Raw genomic sequence first — 16,731 nt, forward strand, 5'->3', positions numbered from 1 at the left:
ATGAGCCTGGTTCGCAGTGGTTGCGGCTGTCATGCTCATGCCCCACGGCGCCATGGCCGCGAAGTCGCCGGGGTGAGCTTGATCGAACGGGAGAGAGACGAAGCTAAGGAACTGATCCCTGAGCTAGGCAGTTGTGTTTTGTTCCTGTGTTTTTTGGCTGTTTGAGAACCCAGCGTTTCATTTGTCCGTTTGTGAGGTGATGGATGAGCCATCGCATTGCCCGCAGTGGCGCCAATGAGGACCGGTCCCTTCGGGCTGGCTAAAGAGGAGAATGCAATGAAGAAGAAGAGCTGGAAGAAACCGACGATGTGCCAGGTTGCCGCGGGCTTCGAGATTTCGCGGTATCTGCCTGCTGAAACGCCTCCCAGGAAGTAGGCCGCAGAGCTGCGTGGCCCTGGCTGCGGGGGCATGCATCCCCTTGCCGCTTGAGGTCGTCGAGACGGGGGCTGCCGCGGGAAGCGCGGGCGCGAAGCCGTTTGCCACCGAGAATTTGGCGTCGGTCAAATGGGCCGCAGAGCAGGCATCGCAATGCGCGTGAAGATCATAGGATCGGCGGCGGGAGGCGGCTTTCCGCAATGGAACTGCAACTATCGCCTGAGCCGCTCGGCTCGGAGCGGCATGGCCGGCGTGCATTCGCGGACCCAGTCGTCCATTGCCGTATCGGCTGACGGGACAGGCTGGGTTCTGTTCAACGCGTCGCCCGACATTGGCCGGCAGATTGCACAAACGCCCGAACTGCAGCCCGCGGCCGATGCGCCGCTGCGCTCGACGCCCATCCGCGCGGTCGTGCTGACGAATGGCGACGTCGACCATGTCGCCGGCCTGCTCAGCCTGCGGGAGCGGCAGCCCTTCGCAATCTATGCAACGGCACAGGTGCTGGCGACGCTGGCGGCGAATTCGATCTTCAACGTTCTCGATCCGGCGATCGTGCCGCGCCGCCTTCTGGCGCCAACGGAGGAACTGGCGATCTGCAACGCGGACGGCCAGCAGACCGGCGTGGTCGTCGACGCCTTTCCCGTGCCCGGCAAGATCGCGCTATATCTCGAGCAAAGATGCGATCCAAGTGCCGATTTCAGCTCCGACACGGGCGACACGATCGGCGTGCATATCAGCGGGGCTGGAAGTCGCGCCGCTGTCTTCTACATTCCCGGCTGCGCGGGCATAGATGCCGCCCTGCGCACGCGTCTGGCGGACGCCGCCTGCCTTCTGTTCGACGGCACAGTCTATACAGACGACGAGATGATCCTCGCCGGCGTCGGCCAGAAGACCGGTGCGCGCATGGGGCACATCGCAATGTCTGGAGAAGCGGGTTCGATCGCCGCCTTGGTCGATGTGAGGATCGGCCGCCGCGTCTTCGTCCACATCAACAATACCAATCCTGTTCTCGACGAGAGTTCCGCCGAACACGCGGCGGTCAGAGCGGCTGGCTGGGAGATCGGGAGCGACGGAATGGAGATCGAACTTTGAGCGACTTCCACGACGCGGCGCGACATGGTCTGTCCAAGAGCGAGCTCGAGGCCGTGCTGCGGCAGGTCGGCGCCGAGCGTTATCACAACCGCCATCCCTTTCATCACAGGATGACCAGTGGCGTGCTGACGAAGGCCGAAATGCAGGCCTGGGCACTCAACCGCTACTGCTACCAGGCCGTCATTCCGCGCAAGGACGCCGTGATCCTGGCACATGCCGAGGATCCGGCGTTTCGCGCCGCCTGGCGCAAACGCATCGAGGATCACGACGGCGAGGACGGCTGGAGCGGCGGCATCGCGCGCTGGCTGCATCTGGCGACCTCGCTCGGGCTCGATGCCGAAGCCGTCAAGAGCGAAAGGCTGGCGCTGCCGGCGACCCGCTTCGCCGTCGGCGCCTATCTTTCCTTCTGCACGAACCGCACGCTGCTCGAGGCGGTGGCATCGTCGCTGACCGAGATGTTCTCGCCGATCATCATCGGCGAGCGAGTGCCGGCGATGCTGGCCAAATACGACTACATCACCGAGGACACGCTGGCCTATTTCAGCCGGCGGCCGGAACAGGCAACGCGCGACGCCGACTTCGCCCTCGCCTATGTGCTGGGCCACGCCGACACGGCCGAGCGCCAGCAGCAGGCGATCGATGCGCTGGTGTTCAAATGCGATATATTGTGGGCCATGCTCGATGCGCTTCAACATGCCTATGGCGCGCCGGGAAACGTCCCTCCGGGCGCCTTCCAGCCGGAGGCAACCCGATGATGGCGCTGCGCGAGAGAGCCATCGTCTCCTTGCAATCGATGCCATCGCTGCCGAGGCACGTGCGTATACAATACGATCCCGTGCGGCAGGCCTTCGCCGTGCTTTCGCCGGAGAGGGTATTCTGGCCGAACGATATCAGTCTCGACATATTGCGCCGCTGCGACGGGCGGTCCACCGTCGGCTACATCATCGCTGGTCTTGCGGCCGATTACGATGCTGAACAGAAGGCCGTAGCGGCCGATGTCATCGCCTTCCTCCAGGAATGGTCGGACAAGCTGCTGGTGAAGCTATGAGCGAGCCGCTTCTGCCTCCGATCGGCATGCTGGCGGAACTGACGCATCGCTGCCCGCTGCAGTGCCCTTATTGCTCCAATCCGCTCGAATTGCTCAAGGCCAATCGTGAGCTCGACACCCAGACCTGGCTCGATCTTTTCTCGCAGGCCGCCGATCTCGGCGTTCTGCAGGTGCATCTGTCTGGCGGCGAGCCGACGCTGCGCCGCGATCTCGAGCAATTGATCGCCGGGCTTTCGGCGCGCGGTGTCTACACCAACCTCATCACCGCCGGCATCAACATTGCCGAGGGCCGGATCGCGGCCTTTGCCGAAGCCGGGCTCGACCACCTGCAGCTGAGCTTCCAGGGCGCCCGCCCGGCGACGACCGACCGTATCGGCAAACACAGCGGCAGCCACGAAAAGAAGCTGGAGACGGCACGCCGCGCCCGCGCGGCCGGGTTGCCGCTCACCATCAATGCGCCGATCCATCGCCACAACATCGAGGAAGTGCCGGAATTCATCGACCTGGCTCTTTCGCTGGACGCCGAGCGGCTCGAGATCGCCAATGTGCAGTATGCCGGCTGGGCGCTGGCCAATCGCAATACGCTGATGCCCGAACGCGCCGCGGTCGAACGGCAGGCGGAGATCGTCGCGGCGGCGCAAGCACGGCTTGCCGGCGTCATCAACATCGATTTCGTCCCGCCGGACTATTTCGCCGTCTATCCCAAGCCGTGCATGGGCGGCTGGGCGCGCGACGCCTTCATGGTGACGCCCGACGGCACGGTGCTGCCATGCCATGCCGCGCAGACCATTCCTGCGCTCCGCTTCGAGCGTTTCGGAGAGCGCTCGCTGGCCGAGATCTGGGCCGATTCACCGGCATTCAATGCCTTTCGCGGTACCGAATGGATGCTGGAGCCGTGCCGAAGCTGCGAGCGGCGCGAGATCGATTGGGGCGGCTGCAGATGTCAAGCGATGGCGATTGCCGGCGATGCCGCCGCAACGGATCCGGTCTGCATCAAATCGCCGATCCATGCCCGGGTGGGCATGCTCACCGATGAAACGCGGCGCGCCGCGGCAGACAGTGCGGCGGGCGAACCCTTCATTTACCGTCGGATAGGAGCTGTGGCGGAGCTCGCCTGACCGTCTTCCCCTAAGTGGTCCCCAATAGGATAGAACCGGAATTCGGCATGGCGGGATTTGTGCGAAAGCGCGTCGCCTGAATCCGTTCCAGCGCGACGCGCTTTAGAGAGGGTCGAGGCGCAGTTTGTCCCGGGCGATCTTCCAGGCGGATTCGACGTGGCGCCGTGCCGCGGCTTCCGCCTCCTGCGGCTTACGCGCCCGGATCGCATCCATAATCGCGTTCATCTCGGCGATCGCCGGCTCGCGACGGTTTGCCGAGGCGATCGTCATCGAACGCAGCTGGTTGATGCGCACATTCAACCCGCTGACGATCTCCCAGGCGACACGCTTGTCCGCAGCCTCGAAAAGCGCTTCGTAGAACTTCGTCGTCGCGCGCATCACCGCCGGCGGCTTGCCCGAGGCCCAGGCCTCGAAGAGCTCGCCGAGGGCGTGCTCCAGTACTGCCAGTTGGCCATTGGTGGCCGATTGCGCGCAGGCGCGCGCCGCGATGCCCTCGAGCAAAGCCCTGAGCTCATAGATCTCGTCGGTGCGGCCGATATCCGGTTTGGCCACAGCCGGACCATGCCCGGGGATCATCTGCACAAGGCCTTCAGCCTCCAGCTGCCGCAGAACCTCGCGCACAACCGATCGGCTGACTCCAAGCTGGTCGCAAAGCGGCCGCTCGACCAGCCTTTCGCCGGGCTGGAAGTGAAAATCCATTATAGCCTCGCGCATGCGCTCGAGCGCCAATGTTCTCAAGGTCTTGGCGCTGCGATCGATGCGAAGCGTGTCGTCGTGCATGTCTCTGCTCCTTGCCCGCCACGAAAACAGATTCCATGGCCGGTTGACAAGGTATTTGGCGCTCCATAGTATGGTATACCATAAGACGATAGAGGAAATGAGCACTTTCTCAGGCGCCACCCAACAGAGGTTTCCATGCAGCCGGCCATTCGCAAGATCGTCACCTACAGCGAGAACACGCTGATCGAAGGCGGCAAGGCAGCACCCAGGCCGCTGCGCCTGATCGGCGTCGCCGCCGTGCTGACGAACCCCTGGGCGGGTCGCGGCTTCATCGAGGATCTTTCGCCCGAGATCCGCGCCTTTGCGCCGGTGCTTGGAGAAACCCTGACCCGCGAGATCGTTGCCGCAGCCGGCTCGGCCGAGGCGATCGAGGGCTACGGCAAGGCCGCGATCTGCGGCACGTCGGGCGAGATCGAGCATGCCTCGGCGCTGATCCACACGCTGCATTTCGGCAATCATTATCGCCGCGCCGTCGGCGCCAAGACCTATCTCGCCTTCACCAATCTGCGCGGCGGGCCGAATACACCGATCATGATCCCGCTGATGGACAAGAACGACGAGGGCCGCCGCTCGCATTATCTGACCGTGCATTTCCAGATCGGCGACGCCCCGGCGCCGGACGAGTTGGTCGTGGCGCTCGGTGCTTCGATCGGCGGCCGTCCTCACCATCGCATCGGCGACCGCTATCAGGACCTCAAGGAAGTGGGCGACCTGCATGGTTGACGCCCCGCTTGATTGGACCCGGGCCACCGCGCCCGACGGCACCAGCTTCATCCGCGCCGGATCGGGCGCGCCGGTGCTGTTCATCCACGGCGTCGGCATGAACGCGACGATCTGGCAGCCGCAGATCGAGCGAATGGCGGATCATTGGGACGTCATCGCCATCGACATGCTTGGGCACGGCCGCTCGCCGCTGCCGCCGCAGGATCCGGAACTCGCCGACTATGCCGCGCAGGCGATCCGGCTGCTCGATCATCTCGGCCTCGACAAGGTTTCCGTCATCGGTCACTCGATGGGGGCTTTGGTCGCGCAGGAACTCGCGCTGCTAGCGCCGGAGCGCATCCGCAGTGTCGTTTCGCTCAACGCCGTGTTCCGGCGTCCGCCTGAACTCGCCGAAGCCGTGCGCGAGCGCGCGGCGGCGCTCACCGGCCACGGCGATGCGGCGGGGGTCGCCCAGACCATCGCCCGCTGGTTCGGCGATCCGGTTCCGGCCGAGCTCACGGCGGCGGCCGGGAAGGCGGCGGCAGCGTTGAGCGAGGTCGATCCCGAAGGCTACGCCCGCACCTATCGCCTGTTCGCCCGTGCCGACGGCGACCACGCCGAGCGCCTGCAGACCCTGGCCATGCCGGCCCTGTTCATCACCGGCTCCGAGGACAAGAACTCCTCGCCGGCAATGTCGGCCGCCATGGCCAGGCTCGCGCCGCATGGCCGCTGCACCGTTCTCGCCGGCCAAAGGCACATGATGGCGGTGGCAGCACCGGATCTCACCTCACGATGCATCGCCGAGTTCCTGAACGAAGGTGAAAGCCTGGAGCAAGGAGCAGCAGCGGACGCCAGCTTCGACAGCGGCGAGTTCCGGCGTGCGCTCGGCTCCTTCCTGACCGGCGTCACCATCGTCACCACGATCGGCGCGGAAGGCGAGCCGCGCGGGTTCACCGCCAACTCGTTCACATCGGTGTCGCTTGATCCGCCGCTGGTGCTGGTCTGCATCGCCCACAAGGCGCTCGGTCATCCGGTGTTCGCGACATCGAAGAGCTTCGCCATCAACATTTTGAACGAGACCCAGAAAGCGGCCTCCGGCATCTTCGCCTCCAAGGCAGCGGATAAATTCGCGTCGGTCGACTGGCGCCCGGGGAAGACCGGCAGTCCGGTTCTCGACGGCTCGGTCGCAACCTTCGACTGCGATCTGGAGCGGTTGGTCGAGGCGGGCGACCATTCGATCCTGATCGGCCGCGTCCGCGACTTCCAGCACAATTCCTCGCAGCCTCTCGGCTATTGCCGCGGCGCCTACATCACGCCCGGGCTCAGTCAGGAGGCGCTGGCCGCCGCCCAGCCCGGCACCGATGTCGGCGCCATCCTCGAAAACGGCGGCCGTATCCTGTTCCTGGAAACGCCAGACGGCTTCCTCGAACTGCCGCGCGGCCGGGGGCTGGGCTCGGCAAGCGACGGCAAGAGCCTCAACGGGCTTCTGGCCGCAAAGGCCATCGAGGCCCAGCTCGGCTTCCTCTTCGCCGTATGGGACGACGCGGGCAATCCCTCGCGCACCCATGTTTACTATCGCGGTACCTTCGACGTGCCGGCTTCCAGCGATCGAGTCATCCGGCTGATCGACATCGACGCGATCGACGGCTTGAAGATCGCCGATCCGGCCATCCGCTCGATGCTCACCCGCTATGTGCGCGAATGCACTGAAGACGCATTCGGCGTCTATGTCGGCAACGAGGTCGAAGGCGAGGTAAGGCCGCTCGCCAGGACCGCCGCCCTCAATATAGGTGACCAGGGATGAAGTTCTCGCTCTTCGTGCATATGGAACGCTCGGATCTCGCCAAGCCGCATTCGGAGTTGTTGCGCGAGCTGGGTGAGCTGGTCCTACTGGCGGAACAGGCGGGCTTCGAGACCGCCTGGATCGGCGAGCATCACGGGATGGAGTTCACCATCTCGCCCAATCCGTTCATCAACATCGCCTATCTTGCGGCCAAGACCAGCCGCATCCGCCTCGGCACCGGAACCATCATCGCGCCCTTCTGGCACCCGATCAAGCTTGCCGGCGAGGCGGCGATGACCGACGTGATTGCCGGCGGCCGGCTCGACATCGGCATCGCCCGGGGCGCCTACAGCTACGAATATCAGCGCGTCTTCCCCGGGCTCGATGCCTGGGGCGCCGGGCAGCGCATGCGCGAGATCATTCCGGCGATCCGAGGTCTCTGGGACGGCGACTACGAGCACTCCGGCGAATTCTGGCAGTTCCCGCCAACCACCTCCTCTCCCAAGCCCCTGCAAAAACCCTACCCGCCGATCTGGGTGGCGGCGCGCGATCCGAACTCGCACGACTTCGCTGTCGCCAACGGATGCAAGGTCCAAGTGACGCCACTGGCGTCCGGCGACGATGAGGTTGCAAGCCTGATGCAGCGGTTTAACGACGCCTGCGCCGCGCATCCTGAAATCCCGCGTCCGGAAATCATGCTCTTGATGCACACGTTCGTCGCCGAGGACGCCGCCGATGCCGATCGGCTGAGCCAGGATCTGTCGAACTTCTACTGCCAGTTCGGCGCCTGGTTCCAGAACAAGAAGCCGGTGCACCAGGGCATTTTGGAACCGCTGAGCGCCGAAGAGATCGCGGCCATGCCGCAATACGCGCCGGACAAGATGCGCCAGAACCTGGTGATCGGCGAGGCGCACGAGGTGGTCGCGCGGCTGAAAGCCTATGAGACGCTAGGCTTCGACCAGTACTCGATCTGGATCGACAGCGGCCTTTCGCACGCGCGCAAGAAGAAATCGCTGCAATTGTTCATCGACCGGGTGATGCCGGCCTTCATCTGATCGCGAACGAACGGGCAAGGCCATGACCGACGCCGCATTCAGGAACTTCATCGACGGCCGCTTCGACGAGCCGTCGGCCAGCTTCGACAGCATCGATCCGTCGACCGGCGCGCCATGGGCGAAGATGCCGGCGGCGGATGAAGCCGATGTCGACCGCGCCGTCGAGGCCGCGCATCGTGCGCTGCGCACCGGCCCCTGGGCGTCGATGACAGCAACCGCGCGGGGCAAGCTGCTGGTCAGGCTCGGCGACCTCGTGGCCGCCAATGCGGGCCGCCTAGCCGAGTTGGAGACGCGCGACACCGGCAAGATCATCCGCGAGACGCGCGCCCAGATCGCCTATGTCGGCGACTATTACCGCTACTATGGCGGGCTCGCCGACAAGCACGAAGGCGCGCATGTGCCGATCGACAAGGCCGATCTCGACGTCACCATCCGCCGCGAGCCGATCGGCGTGGTCGCCGCGGTGGTGCCGTGGAACTCGCAGCTCTTCCTCTCGGCGGTCAAGCTCGGCCCGGCGCTTGCCGCGGGCTGCACGGTGGTGCTCAAGGCCTCAGAGGACGGCCCGGCACCGTTGCTCGCCTTCGCCGAGTTGGTCAGCGAAGCAGGCTTTCCGGCCGGCACCGTCAATATCCTCACGGGCTTCGGCCAGGAGTGCGGACGGCGCCTGACCAGACATCCGCTGGTCTCGCGCGTCGCTTTCACCGGCGGCCCGGCCACGGCGCGCGCCATCGTCAGGAACACGGCGGAAAACCTCGCGCACACGACGCTCGAGCTCGGCGGCAAGAGCCCGGTCGTCGTCTTCGCCGACGCCGACCTCGACAGCGCCGCCAATGCGGTCGTCGCCGGCATCTTTGCGGCGACCGGACAGAGCTGCGTCGCCGGTTCGCGCCTGCTGATCGAGCGTACCGTAAGACAAGAATTCCTCGGTCGGTTGAAGCGCAAGGCCGAAGCGATCCGCATCGGCGATCCTCAGGATCCGGCCACCGAGATGGGGCCGCTCGCGACCCTGCGCCAGCGCGACCGGATCGAGACGATCGTCGCCGAAAGCCTCGCCGCCGGGGGCACGCTGGTCACCGGCGGCAGGCGCCCCGACGCCGGCGCCGGCTTCTACTATGCGCCGACGATCATCGATGCCGGTGATAGCAACCTGCCCTGCGTGCGCGAGGAATTGTTCGGGCCGGTGTTGAGCGTGCTCGCCTTCGACACCGAGGCCGAGGCATTGGCTCTAGCCAACGACACGCCCTTCGGTCTCGCCTCCGGCGTCTTCACCTCGAATCTCGGCAAGGCGCACCGCATGGCGCGCGACATCCGTGCCGGCGTCGTCTGGGTCAACACCTATCGCGCCGTGTCGCCGCTCGTTCCCTTCGGCGGCTACGGGTTGTCGGGTCTTGGCCGCGAAGGCGGGCTCGACGCCATCCGCGACTACACGCGCTCGAAATCGGTCTGGATCAAGACCTCGGACGAGCCGATTCCCGATCCCTTCGTCATGCGCTGAGAACGCATGCCGAGGGTGCAGCGACAAGAACAAGAAACGGAACAGAGAAATCAGAGGAGAATGACATGAGACTGATCTTAGCCGGCGTGCTCGCCGGACTGCTATCGGCAACCGCCGCCAAGGCCGACGAAATGGTATTCACCAGCTGGGGCGGCACCACGCAGGAAGCGCAGACCAAGTCCTGGGCCGAGCCGTTCGCGGCGAGCTCCGGCATCAAGGTGCTGCAGGACGGCCCGACCGACTACGGCAAGCTGAAGGCCATGGTCGACGCCAAGAACGTCACCTGGGACGTGGTCGACGTGGAAATGGATTTCGCCATCAAGGCCGCCAAGGACGGGCTGCTCGAGCCGATCGACTTCGCCGCCGTGCCAAAGGCCGATCTCGACCCGCGCTTCAGCAACGAGCACGCCGTCGGCAGCTTCTACTATTCCTTCGTGCTGGCCTGGAACAAGGGCGTGGTTTCGGGTGAACCGACAAGCTGGGCCGACATGTTCGACACCAAGAAGTTTCCCGGCAAACGGACCTTCTACAAATGGTCGGCGCCGGGCGTGATCGAGATCGCGCTGCTCGCCGACGGCGTGCCGGCGGACAAGCTCTATCCGCTCGATCTCGAGCGCGCTTTCAAGAAGCTCGACACGATCAAGTCGGATATCGTCTGGTGGGGCGGCGGCGCGGAGTCGCAGCAGCTCATCGCTTCGGGCGAGGCTGCCTTCGGGCAGCTCTGGAACGGCCGTGTCTTCGCGCTCGAGAAGGACGGCGCCGATGTCGGCGTCTCCTGGAACCAGAACCTCACCGCCGCTGACGTTCTCGTCGTGCCGAAGGGCGCCAAGAACAAGGACAGCGCGATGAAGTTCCTCGCCGCCGCGACCAGCCCGACCGGCCAGGCGAAATTCGCCGAGGCAAGCGGCTACGCGCCGATCAACACCAAGGCCAAGGCGGAAATGCCCGCCGACGTGGTGAAAGGGCTGCCCGACGCGCATGTCGAGGGTCAGATCAATCTCGACATGAACTACTGGGCCGAGCACCGCGACGAGATCGCCACGCGCTGGTACGCCTGGCAGACCAAGTAGCGCCACAGCAAGCCGGGGGCGCGGCAAGCCGCTCCCCCTTCGGGACGACGGGAACCGCTCGATGCAAGCACACTCCCTCAGCCGCGGCTCGATTGCCGGCCTGCCGGCCGGCAGCGGCGGCGCCCTGCCGGCCCTGGTGCTGGTCGGCCTGTTCTTCGTCGTGCCGGTGGTCGCGCTCTTGCTGCGCAGCGTCACCGATCCCGAGCCCGGCCTGCAGAACTATGCCGCGCTGTTCGGCAGCGGCACTTATGTGCGGGTGTTTCTCAACACCTTCCTGGTCGCGGCCGTCGTCACCGTCGTGACCATCCTCGTCGCGTTTCCGGTCGCCTGGATGCTGGCGATAATGCCGCCGGCGCTCGGTTCGGTCGTCTTCGGCATCATCATCCTGTCGATGTGGACCAATCTCCTCACCCGCACCTATGCCTGGATGGTGCTTTTGCAGCGCACCGGTGTGATCAACCGGGCGCTGATGGGGCTCGGCGTCATCCACGAGCCGCTGCCGCTCATCAACAATTTGACCGGCGTCACCATCGGCATGGTCTACATCATGCTGCCCTTCATGATCCTGCCGCTGGTCGGCACGCTGCGCGCCATCGATCCGATGACGCTGCGCGCCGCCGCCCTTTGCGGCGCTAGCCCGTCGCAGGCATTCCGCCGCATCCTGCTACCGCTGTCGCTGCCCGGCATCGCCGCCGGCGGGCTGATGGTCTTCGTCATGTCGCTCGGCTATTTTGTGACGCCCGCGCTGCTCGGCGGCACATCGAACATGATGCTCGCCGAAATGATCGCCCAGACGGTGCAGTCGCTGCTCAACTGGGGGCTCGGAAGTGCTGCGGCCTTCGTGCTGCTCGCCGTCACCATGGTGCTCTACGCGATCCAATTGCGCATGGTCGGCGCCAGGCGCCTCGCCGGAGAGCTCTAAGATGCTCCTCGACTACGACCGGCTCGGATGGCTGCGTGCGGCGCTCGCCGGCTTCACTGCGCTCATCGCGGCTTTTCTTCTGTTACCGGTGGTCTTCATCGTCCTGTTGTCGTTCGGCTCGTCGCGCTGGCTGGCCTTTCCGCCACCCGGCTGGACGCTGAAATGGTATCAGGAACTGCTCGCCGACCCGGCCTGGGTCGACGCCGCTTTGACCAGCGCGAAGATCGCCGCGATGGCCGCCATCCTCGCGGTTCTGATCGGCCTGCTCGCCTCCTTCAGCCTGGTCAGGGGCGAGTTTCGCGGCCGGCAGCTCCTGCGCGGCCTGCTGCTGACGCCGATGGTGCTGCCGGTGGTGGTTTTCGCCATCGCCATCTACGGCTTTTTCCTGCGCATCGGGCTCGCCGGCACGACGATCGGTTTCGTCATCGCCCACACGATCCTGGCGCTGCCCTTCGCCATCATTCCGATCGCCACCGCGCTCGAAGGTTTCGACAAATCCATCGAGGACGCGGCGATCGTGTGCGGGGCCAGTCCGCTGCAGGCAAGGCTCAGGATCACCCTGCCTTCGATCCGCATCGGCATCTTCTCGGCGGCGATCTTTTCCTTCCTCGCCTCATGGGACGAGGTGGTGGTGGCGATCTTCATGGCGAGCCCGACCCTGCAGACCTTGCCGGTGAAGATCTGGGGCAGCCTGCGTGCCGATCTGAGCCCGGTCGTCGCCGCCGCCTCCAGCCTGCTCGTCGGCCTCACCCTGTGCCTGATGATCGTCACCGCACTCCTTCGCAGAAGACTGTCCAGATGACCCGGCCATTCCTGTCCATCCGCGCGGTGAGAAAGGCGTTCGGCGCCTTCGTCGCCGTCCACGACGTCACCATCGATGTGCCGAAAGGCGAATTCCTGACCTTTCTCGGGCCGTCAGGCTCCGGCAAGTCGACGACGCTCTATGCGATCGCCGGTTTCCAGGATCCGACGTCTGGCGACGTGCTTTTGGAAGACAAGTCGCTGCTTTCGGTGCCGTCGCACAAGCGCAACATCGGCATGGTGTTCCAGCGCTACACGCTGTTCCCGCATCTGAGCGTCGCCGAGAACGTAGCCTTTCCGCTGCGGGTGCGCCGCCGGCCGGATGCCGAAGTGAAGCGCAAGGTCGCCGATATGCTGGCGCTGGTGCGCCTGGAAAAATTCGCCGAGCGCTATCCCGGCGCGCTGTCCGGCGGCCAGCAGCAGCGCGTGGCGCTTGCCCGCGCGCTCGCCTACGATCCCCCGATCCTGTTGATGGACGAGCCGCTGTCGGCTCTGGACAAGAAACTGCGCCAGGAAATCCAGGCCGAGATCCGCCGCATCCACCGCGAGACCGGCGTCACCATCCTCTATGTCACGCACGACCAGGAGGAGGCGCTGCATCTTTCCGACCGCATCGCCTTGTTCAAGGAAGGCCGCATCGAGCAGATCGGCACCGGCGAGGACCTTTATCTCAGACCAGCGAGCGAGTTCGTCGCCGGCTTCATCGGCAATTCCAACTTCCTGCCGGCGGAGCACCTCGAAACAGAGAACGGCGTTGCCTTGGTGCGGCTGGCCGATGGCTCGCTCGTCAAGGGCGTGAAAGCCACACAGGGGCTCGGCCGCGGCCAAAAGGCCAGGCTGATGGTGCGGCCGGAAGCGTTCCGCCTGACGCCCATGGAGGGGAATGCGTCGCTTGCCGTCGAGATCGTCGACACCGCCTTCTTCGGCGATCGCCGGCGCGTCGTGGCGCGCACGGGGTCGGGCGACGAGATCGACATCAGGCCAACTTCGGATACAGCCGAACCGGGCGGCACCGATGCCGCTTCGGGACGGCAGATTTTCTTCGATCCCGCTACGGCCTTCCTGTTTCCGGTCTGAAGCCGGGCTGGGTCATCCCCGCGAATGGCCCGCCGCCATCCAGTGCCGCGTCGTCACAACCGCGTCCGTTTCGCGCTACGACCGGAACGCCTCTATGCGGCACAACCAGGTGAGGTCGAGCTATGATTGGCACCCGCTGGACCCGCGGTCGCGCGTAGAAGGCACGCCGGCAGGCGATCGCGGGCCGCAATGCTGGTCGAAGAAATCTGCAAGGCGATGAAGATCGGTTAGGTCGTGTGCCGCCGTGCCGATCAGCACGATCGCTGCAGAGACGTCGGCCATCCTCCTGTTGGATGCGCCGCCTTGATTAGAGGTTCACGCAGACCGGCCATAGGGGACGGTGCAGCAGGCGAGTACGCATCGCATGGCCTTCTCCTCTGCGCTGAGCCCGCCGAGATCGAGCATTTCCAGATCCCCGCTCAGCCGGGGACGCGCTTGACCGTCATCCTCATGTCATCCGGCCGCGTGGGCGATGAAGAGATCGAGTAGTTGCGTGCGACCGGAGCGCCGTCGATCAGCAGATTCTGCATGATGAACTGGCCAGCTTTGAACTGGCTCGACTGCCCGCCCTTTGGCGAGAAGACGAACGTCTTTACCTCGTGTCTCCTGAATGATGCGGCGATAGATCTGCGTCAGACGCTCCCTGAAGCGGTTGGATCGGCAGGATGAGAAAAAACAACTGAAGGCGTTCATCAGCTGGCTCGCGTTTAACGAGCCGAGCTTGCCAGCGGGCTTTCGTTCGATGTAGGAGGCGCTTCAGGCGTCTACGATCGACTTTATCGATCAACTCTCCAGCGACATGACGGCAAGGTGAAGCGCGCGGACGCCTTTCTTAATGATCGGCTCATGTCGGCGTCGGGCGAGGACCGCCGTGTAGACGGGCTGATGCAGAGTTGGAGCTTCTTCCACGATGTGGGAGGGGCGCTCGGCGGCGAAGCGTCGCGCATCGTCGGCGCGCATGTAGCATGTGCCGCCGGCCCGCCGCAGCATATTGTCCGCAAGCGTCTCGGAGCCCATCGAAAGCCGGCACGCAGTCAGGTTTGGCAGCGCCTCGGCATGAGCCTTCTCGAGCGCCACCGTGTAACCCGGCCGGATGTAACTTTCGGGGCTTACATCGCAAAGCCTTCGCGCCGTGGTCGAGACCATCACATATTCTTCGACCATGAGCTGGTCATATGTGATCTCGGGCAGGTAGCGCGGAGCGTAAACAACGGCAATATCAAGGTTTCCCAGGCTTAGATCCGATATCATCTGCGGCGAATAATCGGATTCGACGTGGATCGAGGACCGGGGCAAGACTTGCAACAGCATTTCCAGCCAACCAGGCAGGATCGAGCGGGTCATCCCGACCTGGGCAGCGACCCGCAGGCTCCCCTCGAACCTGTTGAAGGCGCGCACATCGTGACGCGCCTGGGACCAGGTCGACAGCATCGACCGCGCGTAGGTCTCAAACCGCCGCCCTGCCGCCGTTGGCTCGGCACCGGCGCGTCCGCGGTGGAAGAGCTCGGATCCAACGGCGGTTTCCAGGTTCTTGATACGGGTGCTGACCGTCGATTGCGTCAGTCCGAGGCGCTCCGCCGACCGGTTGAAGTTCCGCGATTCGATGATGTCCAGAAAGGTTTCGACCTGTTCCAGCTGCATGGGCCAGCCAATCGATTTTTACGATCGTATCCGCCCGATCATACGCTTGATCCAAACACTGACAAGGCAGAAGTTCGATGAAAGCAACCCAGGGCCTCCAGCGCGCCCGCATCATTTAGAGGGACAAGTGTTCATAGTCGATTGCGATTGCCACAATTACTGGTCCAGCGCGACGGTGCTGGAGCCCTACCTGACCGGCGTCTGGAAAGACATGTTCATAGAAGGCGAGAAGACCGGCCCCGTCGGCGCCTTTCCACACGGCCATCGCCCATGGTTTCATCCGCAGGATTTCTCCCGCAAGGATGTGCGGCCGAAGGTCGAGGCGGACAATTACCTGATCATGAAGGAGAAGCACCTCGATAAATACAATATCGGAGTGGCAATCCTGACTGGCGACGAGCCGATCGAGGCTTCGACGCTGGCAAATCCCTATTATGCCAGCGCGCTGGTAAGCGCCTATAACGACTATCAGATCAATGAATGGCTGCCGAAAGACAGCCGCTTGATGGGCTCCATCGTCATCGCGCCGCAGGACCCACGCCTTGCGGCGGCGGAGATCCGGCGGCTCGGCGCGCATCCCCGGATGGCGCAAGTTCTGGCCTCCCAAGGCTCGGTGCGGCCGTATGGCGATCCGTTCTATCACCCGATCTTCGAGGCCTGTGCCGAGGTCGGCTTGCCGTTCGCCATACATCTTGGCGGGCATGGCGGCATCAACTGGAATGCCGTCGCGCCGGCGCCCACCACTTTCTTCTGGGAGACCCATGCGATCCTGCACATGTCGGCCATGTCGCATGTCGCGAGCATGATCGCGCATGGTGTGTTCGAGAAATGGCCGGATCTTTACTTTGTCGTCATCGAGTGCGGCATCGCCTGGGTGCCGTCGGTGCTCTGGCGACTTGACGCCGACTACAAAGCCCTGCGCAAGGAGACGCCATGGCTGAAGATGCTGCCGTCGGAATATTGTCGACGCAACATACGCTTCTCCACGCAGCCGTTGGAGCAACCGTCGAACGTCAAACACCTCTGGGCGATCCTGGAGGCGATGGACGGGGAGAACACGCTGCTGTTTGCGTCCGACTACCCGCATTGGGATTACGATGACGTCAACACGCTGCACATCCCGCCGGAATGGCGCGGCAAGGTGCTCGGCCAGAATGCGCTCGATGTCTACAAGCGGATCCCCCGCCCGCAAGCCGCCGCGGCAGCGTGACGAGGACCAAATGGCTGAGAAGACGTATATTTGTCGCGCCGACGAGATCCAGGTCGGGACGCCATTCATCGCCAAGGTGCGCAGCCTGTCGATCGGCGTGTTCCGGATCGGCGATAGTTTCCATGCGCTGCTGAATGTTTGCCCTCACCGAGGCGCTCCGCTTTGCGAAGGGCCGCAATGCGGAACGACCGCTCCCGTCGAGGGACCCGAATTCATCTACCACCGTGAGAACGAAATCGTTCGCTGCGCCTGGCATGGGTGGGAGTTCGACATCCAGACGGGTGCGGCCCTGGTCAACCCGTCCGTTCGCGCGCGGACGTTCCCAGTCACGGTCGAGGCCGGGAGCATTTACGTGACGGCCTGATCAGAGCGGCGCGCGCCTTGGCGACCGGTTAGGCGCCGTTACCCGAAGCTGCCGTCTTATGCGCACGGCTCTTGGCATGCTGCTGCTGGCGCCGATCGCATCGGCATCCGCTGCAATAGGCCGCTGACGGTCGGCGGCGGTTTTTTCGCGACAAACCGCTGGGCTATGGCGAAGACGCATTTGCGGCTTGGCAGGTCA

At 64.5% G+C, this 16,731-nt stretch carries 17 protein-coding genes; 14 read left to right on the plus strand and 3 right to left on the minus strand.

The genetic code is table 11. The annotated features are described in order from the left end of the window. Positions 1-528: 528 nt before the first annotated feature. Genes pqqB through pqqE form a run of 4 tightly spaced genes read left to right on the plus strand, consistent with a single transcriptional unit; the run spans position 529 to position 3,633 of the window. Positions 529-1,467, plus strand: a complete 939-nt coding sequence (pqqB, locus tag A9K71_RS09715; RefSeq protein ID WP_066993999.1) for a pyrroloquinoline quinone biosynthesis protein PqqB — start codon at positions 529-531, stop codon at positions 1,465-1,467. Then, complete coding sequence (pqqC, locus tag A9K71_RS09720) at positions 1,464-2,222, plus strand: pyrroloquinoline-quinone synthase PqqC (RefSeq protein ID WP_082980432.1); 759 nt, start codon at positions 1,464-1,466, stop codon at positions 2,220-2,222. Before pqqB ends, pqqC begins: the two co-directional genes overlap by 4 nt. Further along, on the plus strand, positions 2,219-2,515 hold the full coding sequence (pqqD, locus tag A9K71_RS09725; protein WP_066993870.1) for a pyrroloquinoline quinone biosynthesis peptide chaperone PqqD: 297 nt from the start codon (positions 2,219-2,221) through the stop codon (positions 2,513-2,515). Before pqqC ends, pqqD begins: the two co-directional genes overlap by 4 nt. After that, a complete protein-coding gene (gene pqqE, locus A9K71_RS09730; protein ID WP_066993873.1) occupies positions 2,512-3,633 on the plus strand; it encodes a pyrroloquinoline quinone biosynthesis protein PqqE in 1,122 nt (373 codons plus the stop codon). The genes pqqD and pqqE overlap by 4 nt, the downstream gene beginning before the upstream one ends. A 102-nt stretch (positions 3,634-3,735) precedes the next feature. On the opposite strand, the gene A9K71_RS09735 is transcribed toward pqqE, so the two are convergent. After that, on the minus strand, positions 3,736-4,413 hold the full coding sequence (locus A9K71_RS09735; protein ID WP_066993876.1) for a GntR family transcriptional regulator: 678 nt from the start codon (positions 4,411-4,413) through the stop codon (positions 3,736-3,738). Between the two features lie 135 nt (positions 4,414-4,548). Here A9K71_RS09735 and A9K71_RS09740 point away from each other — a divergent pair, with 135 nt between their 5' ends. From A9K71_RS09740 to A9K71_RS09775, 8 genes are all read left to right on the plus strand, one after another. Then, positions 4,549-5,136, plus strand: a complete 588-nt coding sequence (locus A9K71_RS09740) for an amino acid synthesis family protein (RefSeq protein ID WP_066993879.1) — start codon at positions 4,549-4,551, stop codon at positions 5,134-5,136. After that, positions 5,129-6,919 (plus strand): alpha/beta fold hydrolase, encoded by a 1,791-nt coding sequence (locus A9K71_RS32855; RefSeq protein ID WP_066993882.1) that lies wholly within the window; start codon positions 5,129-5,131, stop codon positions 6,917-6,919. The genes A9K71_RS09740 and A9K71_RS32855 overlap by 8 nt, the downstream gene beginning before the upstream one ends. Continuing rightward, on the plus strand, positions 6,916-7,953 hold the full coding sequence (locus A9K71_RS09750) for an LLM class flavin-dependent oxidoreductase (protein ID WP_066993884.1): 1,038 nt from the start codon (positions 6,916-6,918) through the stop codon (positions 7,951-7,953). The genes A9K71_RS32855 and A9K71_RS09750 overlap by 4 nt, the downstream gene beginning before the upstream one ends. A gap of 22 nt (positions 7,954-7,975) precedes the next feature. After that, complete coding sequence (locus A9K71_RS09755) at positions 7,976-9,448, plus strand: aldehyde dehydrogenase (protein WP_066993887.1); 1,473 nt, start codon at positions 7,976-7,978, stop codon at positions 9,446-9,448. Between the two features lie 65 nt (positions 9,449-9,513). Then, positions 9,514-10,518 carry an ABC transporter substrate-binding protein gene (locus tag A9K71_RS09760; RefSeq protein ID WP_066993890.1) on the plus strand — a complete coding sequence of 335 codons (1,005 nt, stop codon included), beginning with the start codon at positions 9,514-9,516 and terminating at the stop codon, positions 10,516-10,518. 61 nt (positions 10,519-10,579) lie between these two features. Continuing rightward, positions 10,580-11,440 (plus strand): ABC transporter permease, encoded by an 861-nt coding sequence (locus A9K71_RS09765; RefSeq protein WP_066993893.1) that lies wholly within the window; start codon positions 10,580-10,582, stop codon positions 11,438-11,440. Between the two features lies 1 nt (position 11,441). Further along, a complete protein-coding gene (locus A9K71_RS09770) occupies positions 11,442-12,242 on the plus strand; it encodes an ABC transporter permease (protein WP_066993896.1) in 801 nt (266 codons plus the stop codon). Further along, on the plus strand, positions 12,239-13,318 hold the full coding sequence (locus A9K71_RS09775) for an ABC transporter ATP-binding protein (RefSeq protein ID WP_066993897.1): 1,080 nt from the start codon (positions 12,239-12,241) through the stop codon (positions 13,316-13,318). The genes A9K71_RS09770 and A9K71_RS09775 overlap by 4 nt, the downstream gene beginning before the upstream one ends. Positions 13,319-13,771: 453 nt before the next feature. On the opposite strand, the gene A9K71_RS30170 is transcribed toward A9K71_RS09775, so the two are convergent. Together A9K71_RS30170 and A9K71_RS09780 are read right to left on the minus strand one after the other, a co-directional pair. Further along, positions 13,772-14,011 carry a hypothetical protein gene (locus A9K71_RS30170; RefSeq protein WP_245299575.1) on the minus strand — a complete coding sequence of 80 codons (240 nt, stop codon included), beginning with the start codon at positions 14,009-14,011 and terminating at the stop codon, positions 13,772-13,774. 90 nt (positions 14,012-14,101) lie between these two features. Then, the gene (locus A9K71_RS09780; RefSeq protein WP_066993899.1) at positions 14,102-14,959 is read right to left on the minus strand and encodes a LysR family transcriptional regulator; all 858 of its coding nucleotides are present in this window, start codon (positions 14,957-14,959) and stop codon (positions 14,102-14,104) included. Between the two features lie 127 nt (positions 14,960-15,086). Here A9K71_RS09780 and A9K71_RS09785 point away from each other — a divergent pair, with 127 nt between their 5' ends. Continuing rightward, positions 15,087-16,169: an amidohydrolase family protein gene (locus tag A9K71_RS09785; protein ID WP_066993902.1), complete on the plus strand. Its 1,083-nt coding sequence runs from the start codon at positions 15,087-15,089 to the stop codon at positions 16,167-16,169. A 10-nt stretch (positions 16,170-16,179) separates the two neighbouring features. After that, positions 16,180-16,533, plus strand: a complete 354-nt coding sequence (locus A9K71_RS09790; RefSeq protein ID WP_066994002.1) for a Rieske (2Fe-2S) protein — start codon at positions 16,180-16,182, stop codon at positions 16,531-16,533. Positions 16,534-16,731: the final 198 nt, after the last annotated feature.

Origin of the sequence: Mesorhizobium sp. WSM3873 (assembly GCF_001672445.1) — a bacterium.
GTDB lineage: Bacteria > Pseudomonadota > Alphaproteobacteria > Rhizobiales > Rhizobiaceae > Mesorhizobium.

Excerpts from the sequence above, each read along its gene's own strand:
- A9K71_RS30170 (WP_245299575.1), bottom strand. The coding sequence starts at position 14,011 with ATGAACGCCTTCAGTTGTTTTTTCTCATCCTGCCGATCCAACCGCTTC.
- A9K71_RS09790 (WP_066994002.1), top strand. The coding sequence starts at position 16,180 with ATGGCTGAGAAGACGTATATTTGTCGCGCCGACGAGATCCAGGTCGGG.
- A9K71_RS32855 (WP_066993882.1), top strand. The coding sequence starts at position 5,129 with ATGGTTGACGCCCCGCTTGATTGGACCCGGGCCACCGCGCCCGACGGC.
- A9K71_RS09760 (WP_066993890.1), top strand. The coding sequence starts at position 9,514 with ATGAGACTGATCTTAGCCGGCGTGCTCGCCGGACTGCTATCGGCAACC.
- A9K71_RS09775 (WP_066993897.1), top strand. The coding sequence starts at position 12,239 with ATGACCCGGCCATTCCTGTCCATCCGCGCGGTGAGAAAGGCGTTCGGC.
- A9K71_RS09750 (WP_066993884.1), top strand. The coding sequence starts at position 6,916 with ATGAAGTTCTCGCTCTTCGTGCATATGGAACGCTCGGATCTCGCCAAG.
- A9K71_RS09770 (WP_066993896.1), top strand. The coding sequence starts at position 11,442 with ATGCTCCTCGACTACGACCGGCTCGGATGGCTGCGTGCGGCGCTCGCC.
- pqqE (WP_066993873.1), top strand. The coding sequence starts at position 2,512 with ATGAGCGAGCCGCTTCTGCCTCCGATCGGCATGCTGGCGGAACTGACG.
- pqqD (WP_066993870.1), top strand. The coding sequence starts at position 2,219 with ATGATGGCGCTGCGCGAGAGAGCCATCGTCTCCTTGCAATCGATGCCA.
- A9K71_RS09765 (WP_066993893.1), top strand. The coding sequence starts at position 10,580 with ATGCAAGCACACTCCCTCAGCCGCGGCTCGATTGCCGGCCTGCCGGCC.
- A9K71_RS09780 (WP_066993899.1), bottom strand. The coding sequence starts at position 14,959 with ATGCAGCTGGAACAGGTCGAAACCTTTCTGGACATCATCGAATCGCGG.
- pqqB (WP_066993999.1), top strand. The coding sequence starts at position 529 with ATGCGCGTGAAGATCATAGGATCGGCGGCGGGAGGCGGCTTTCCGCAA.
- A9K71_RS09755 (WP_066993887.1), top strand. The coding sequence starts at position 7,976 with ATGACCGACGCCGCATTCAGGAACTTCATCGACGGCCGCTTCGACGAG.
- A9K71_RS09740 (WP_066993879.1), top strand. The coding sequence starts at position 4,549 with ATGCAGCCGGCCATTCGCAAGATCGTCACCTACAGCGAGAACACGCTG.
- A9K71_RS09735 (WP_066993876.1), bottom strand. The coding sequence starts at position 4,413 with ATGCACGACGACACGCTTCGCATCGATCGCAGCGCCAAGACCTTGAGA.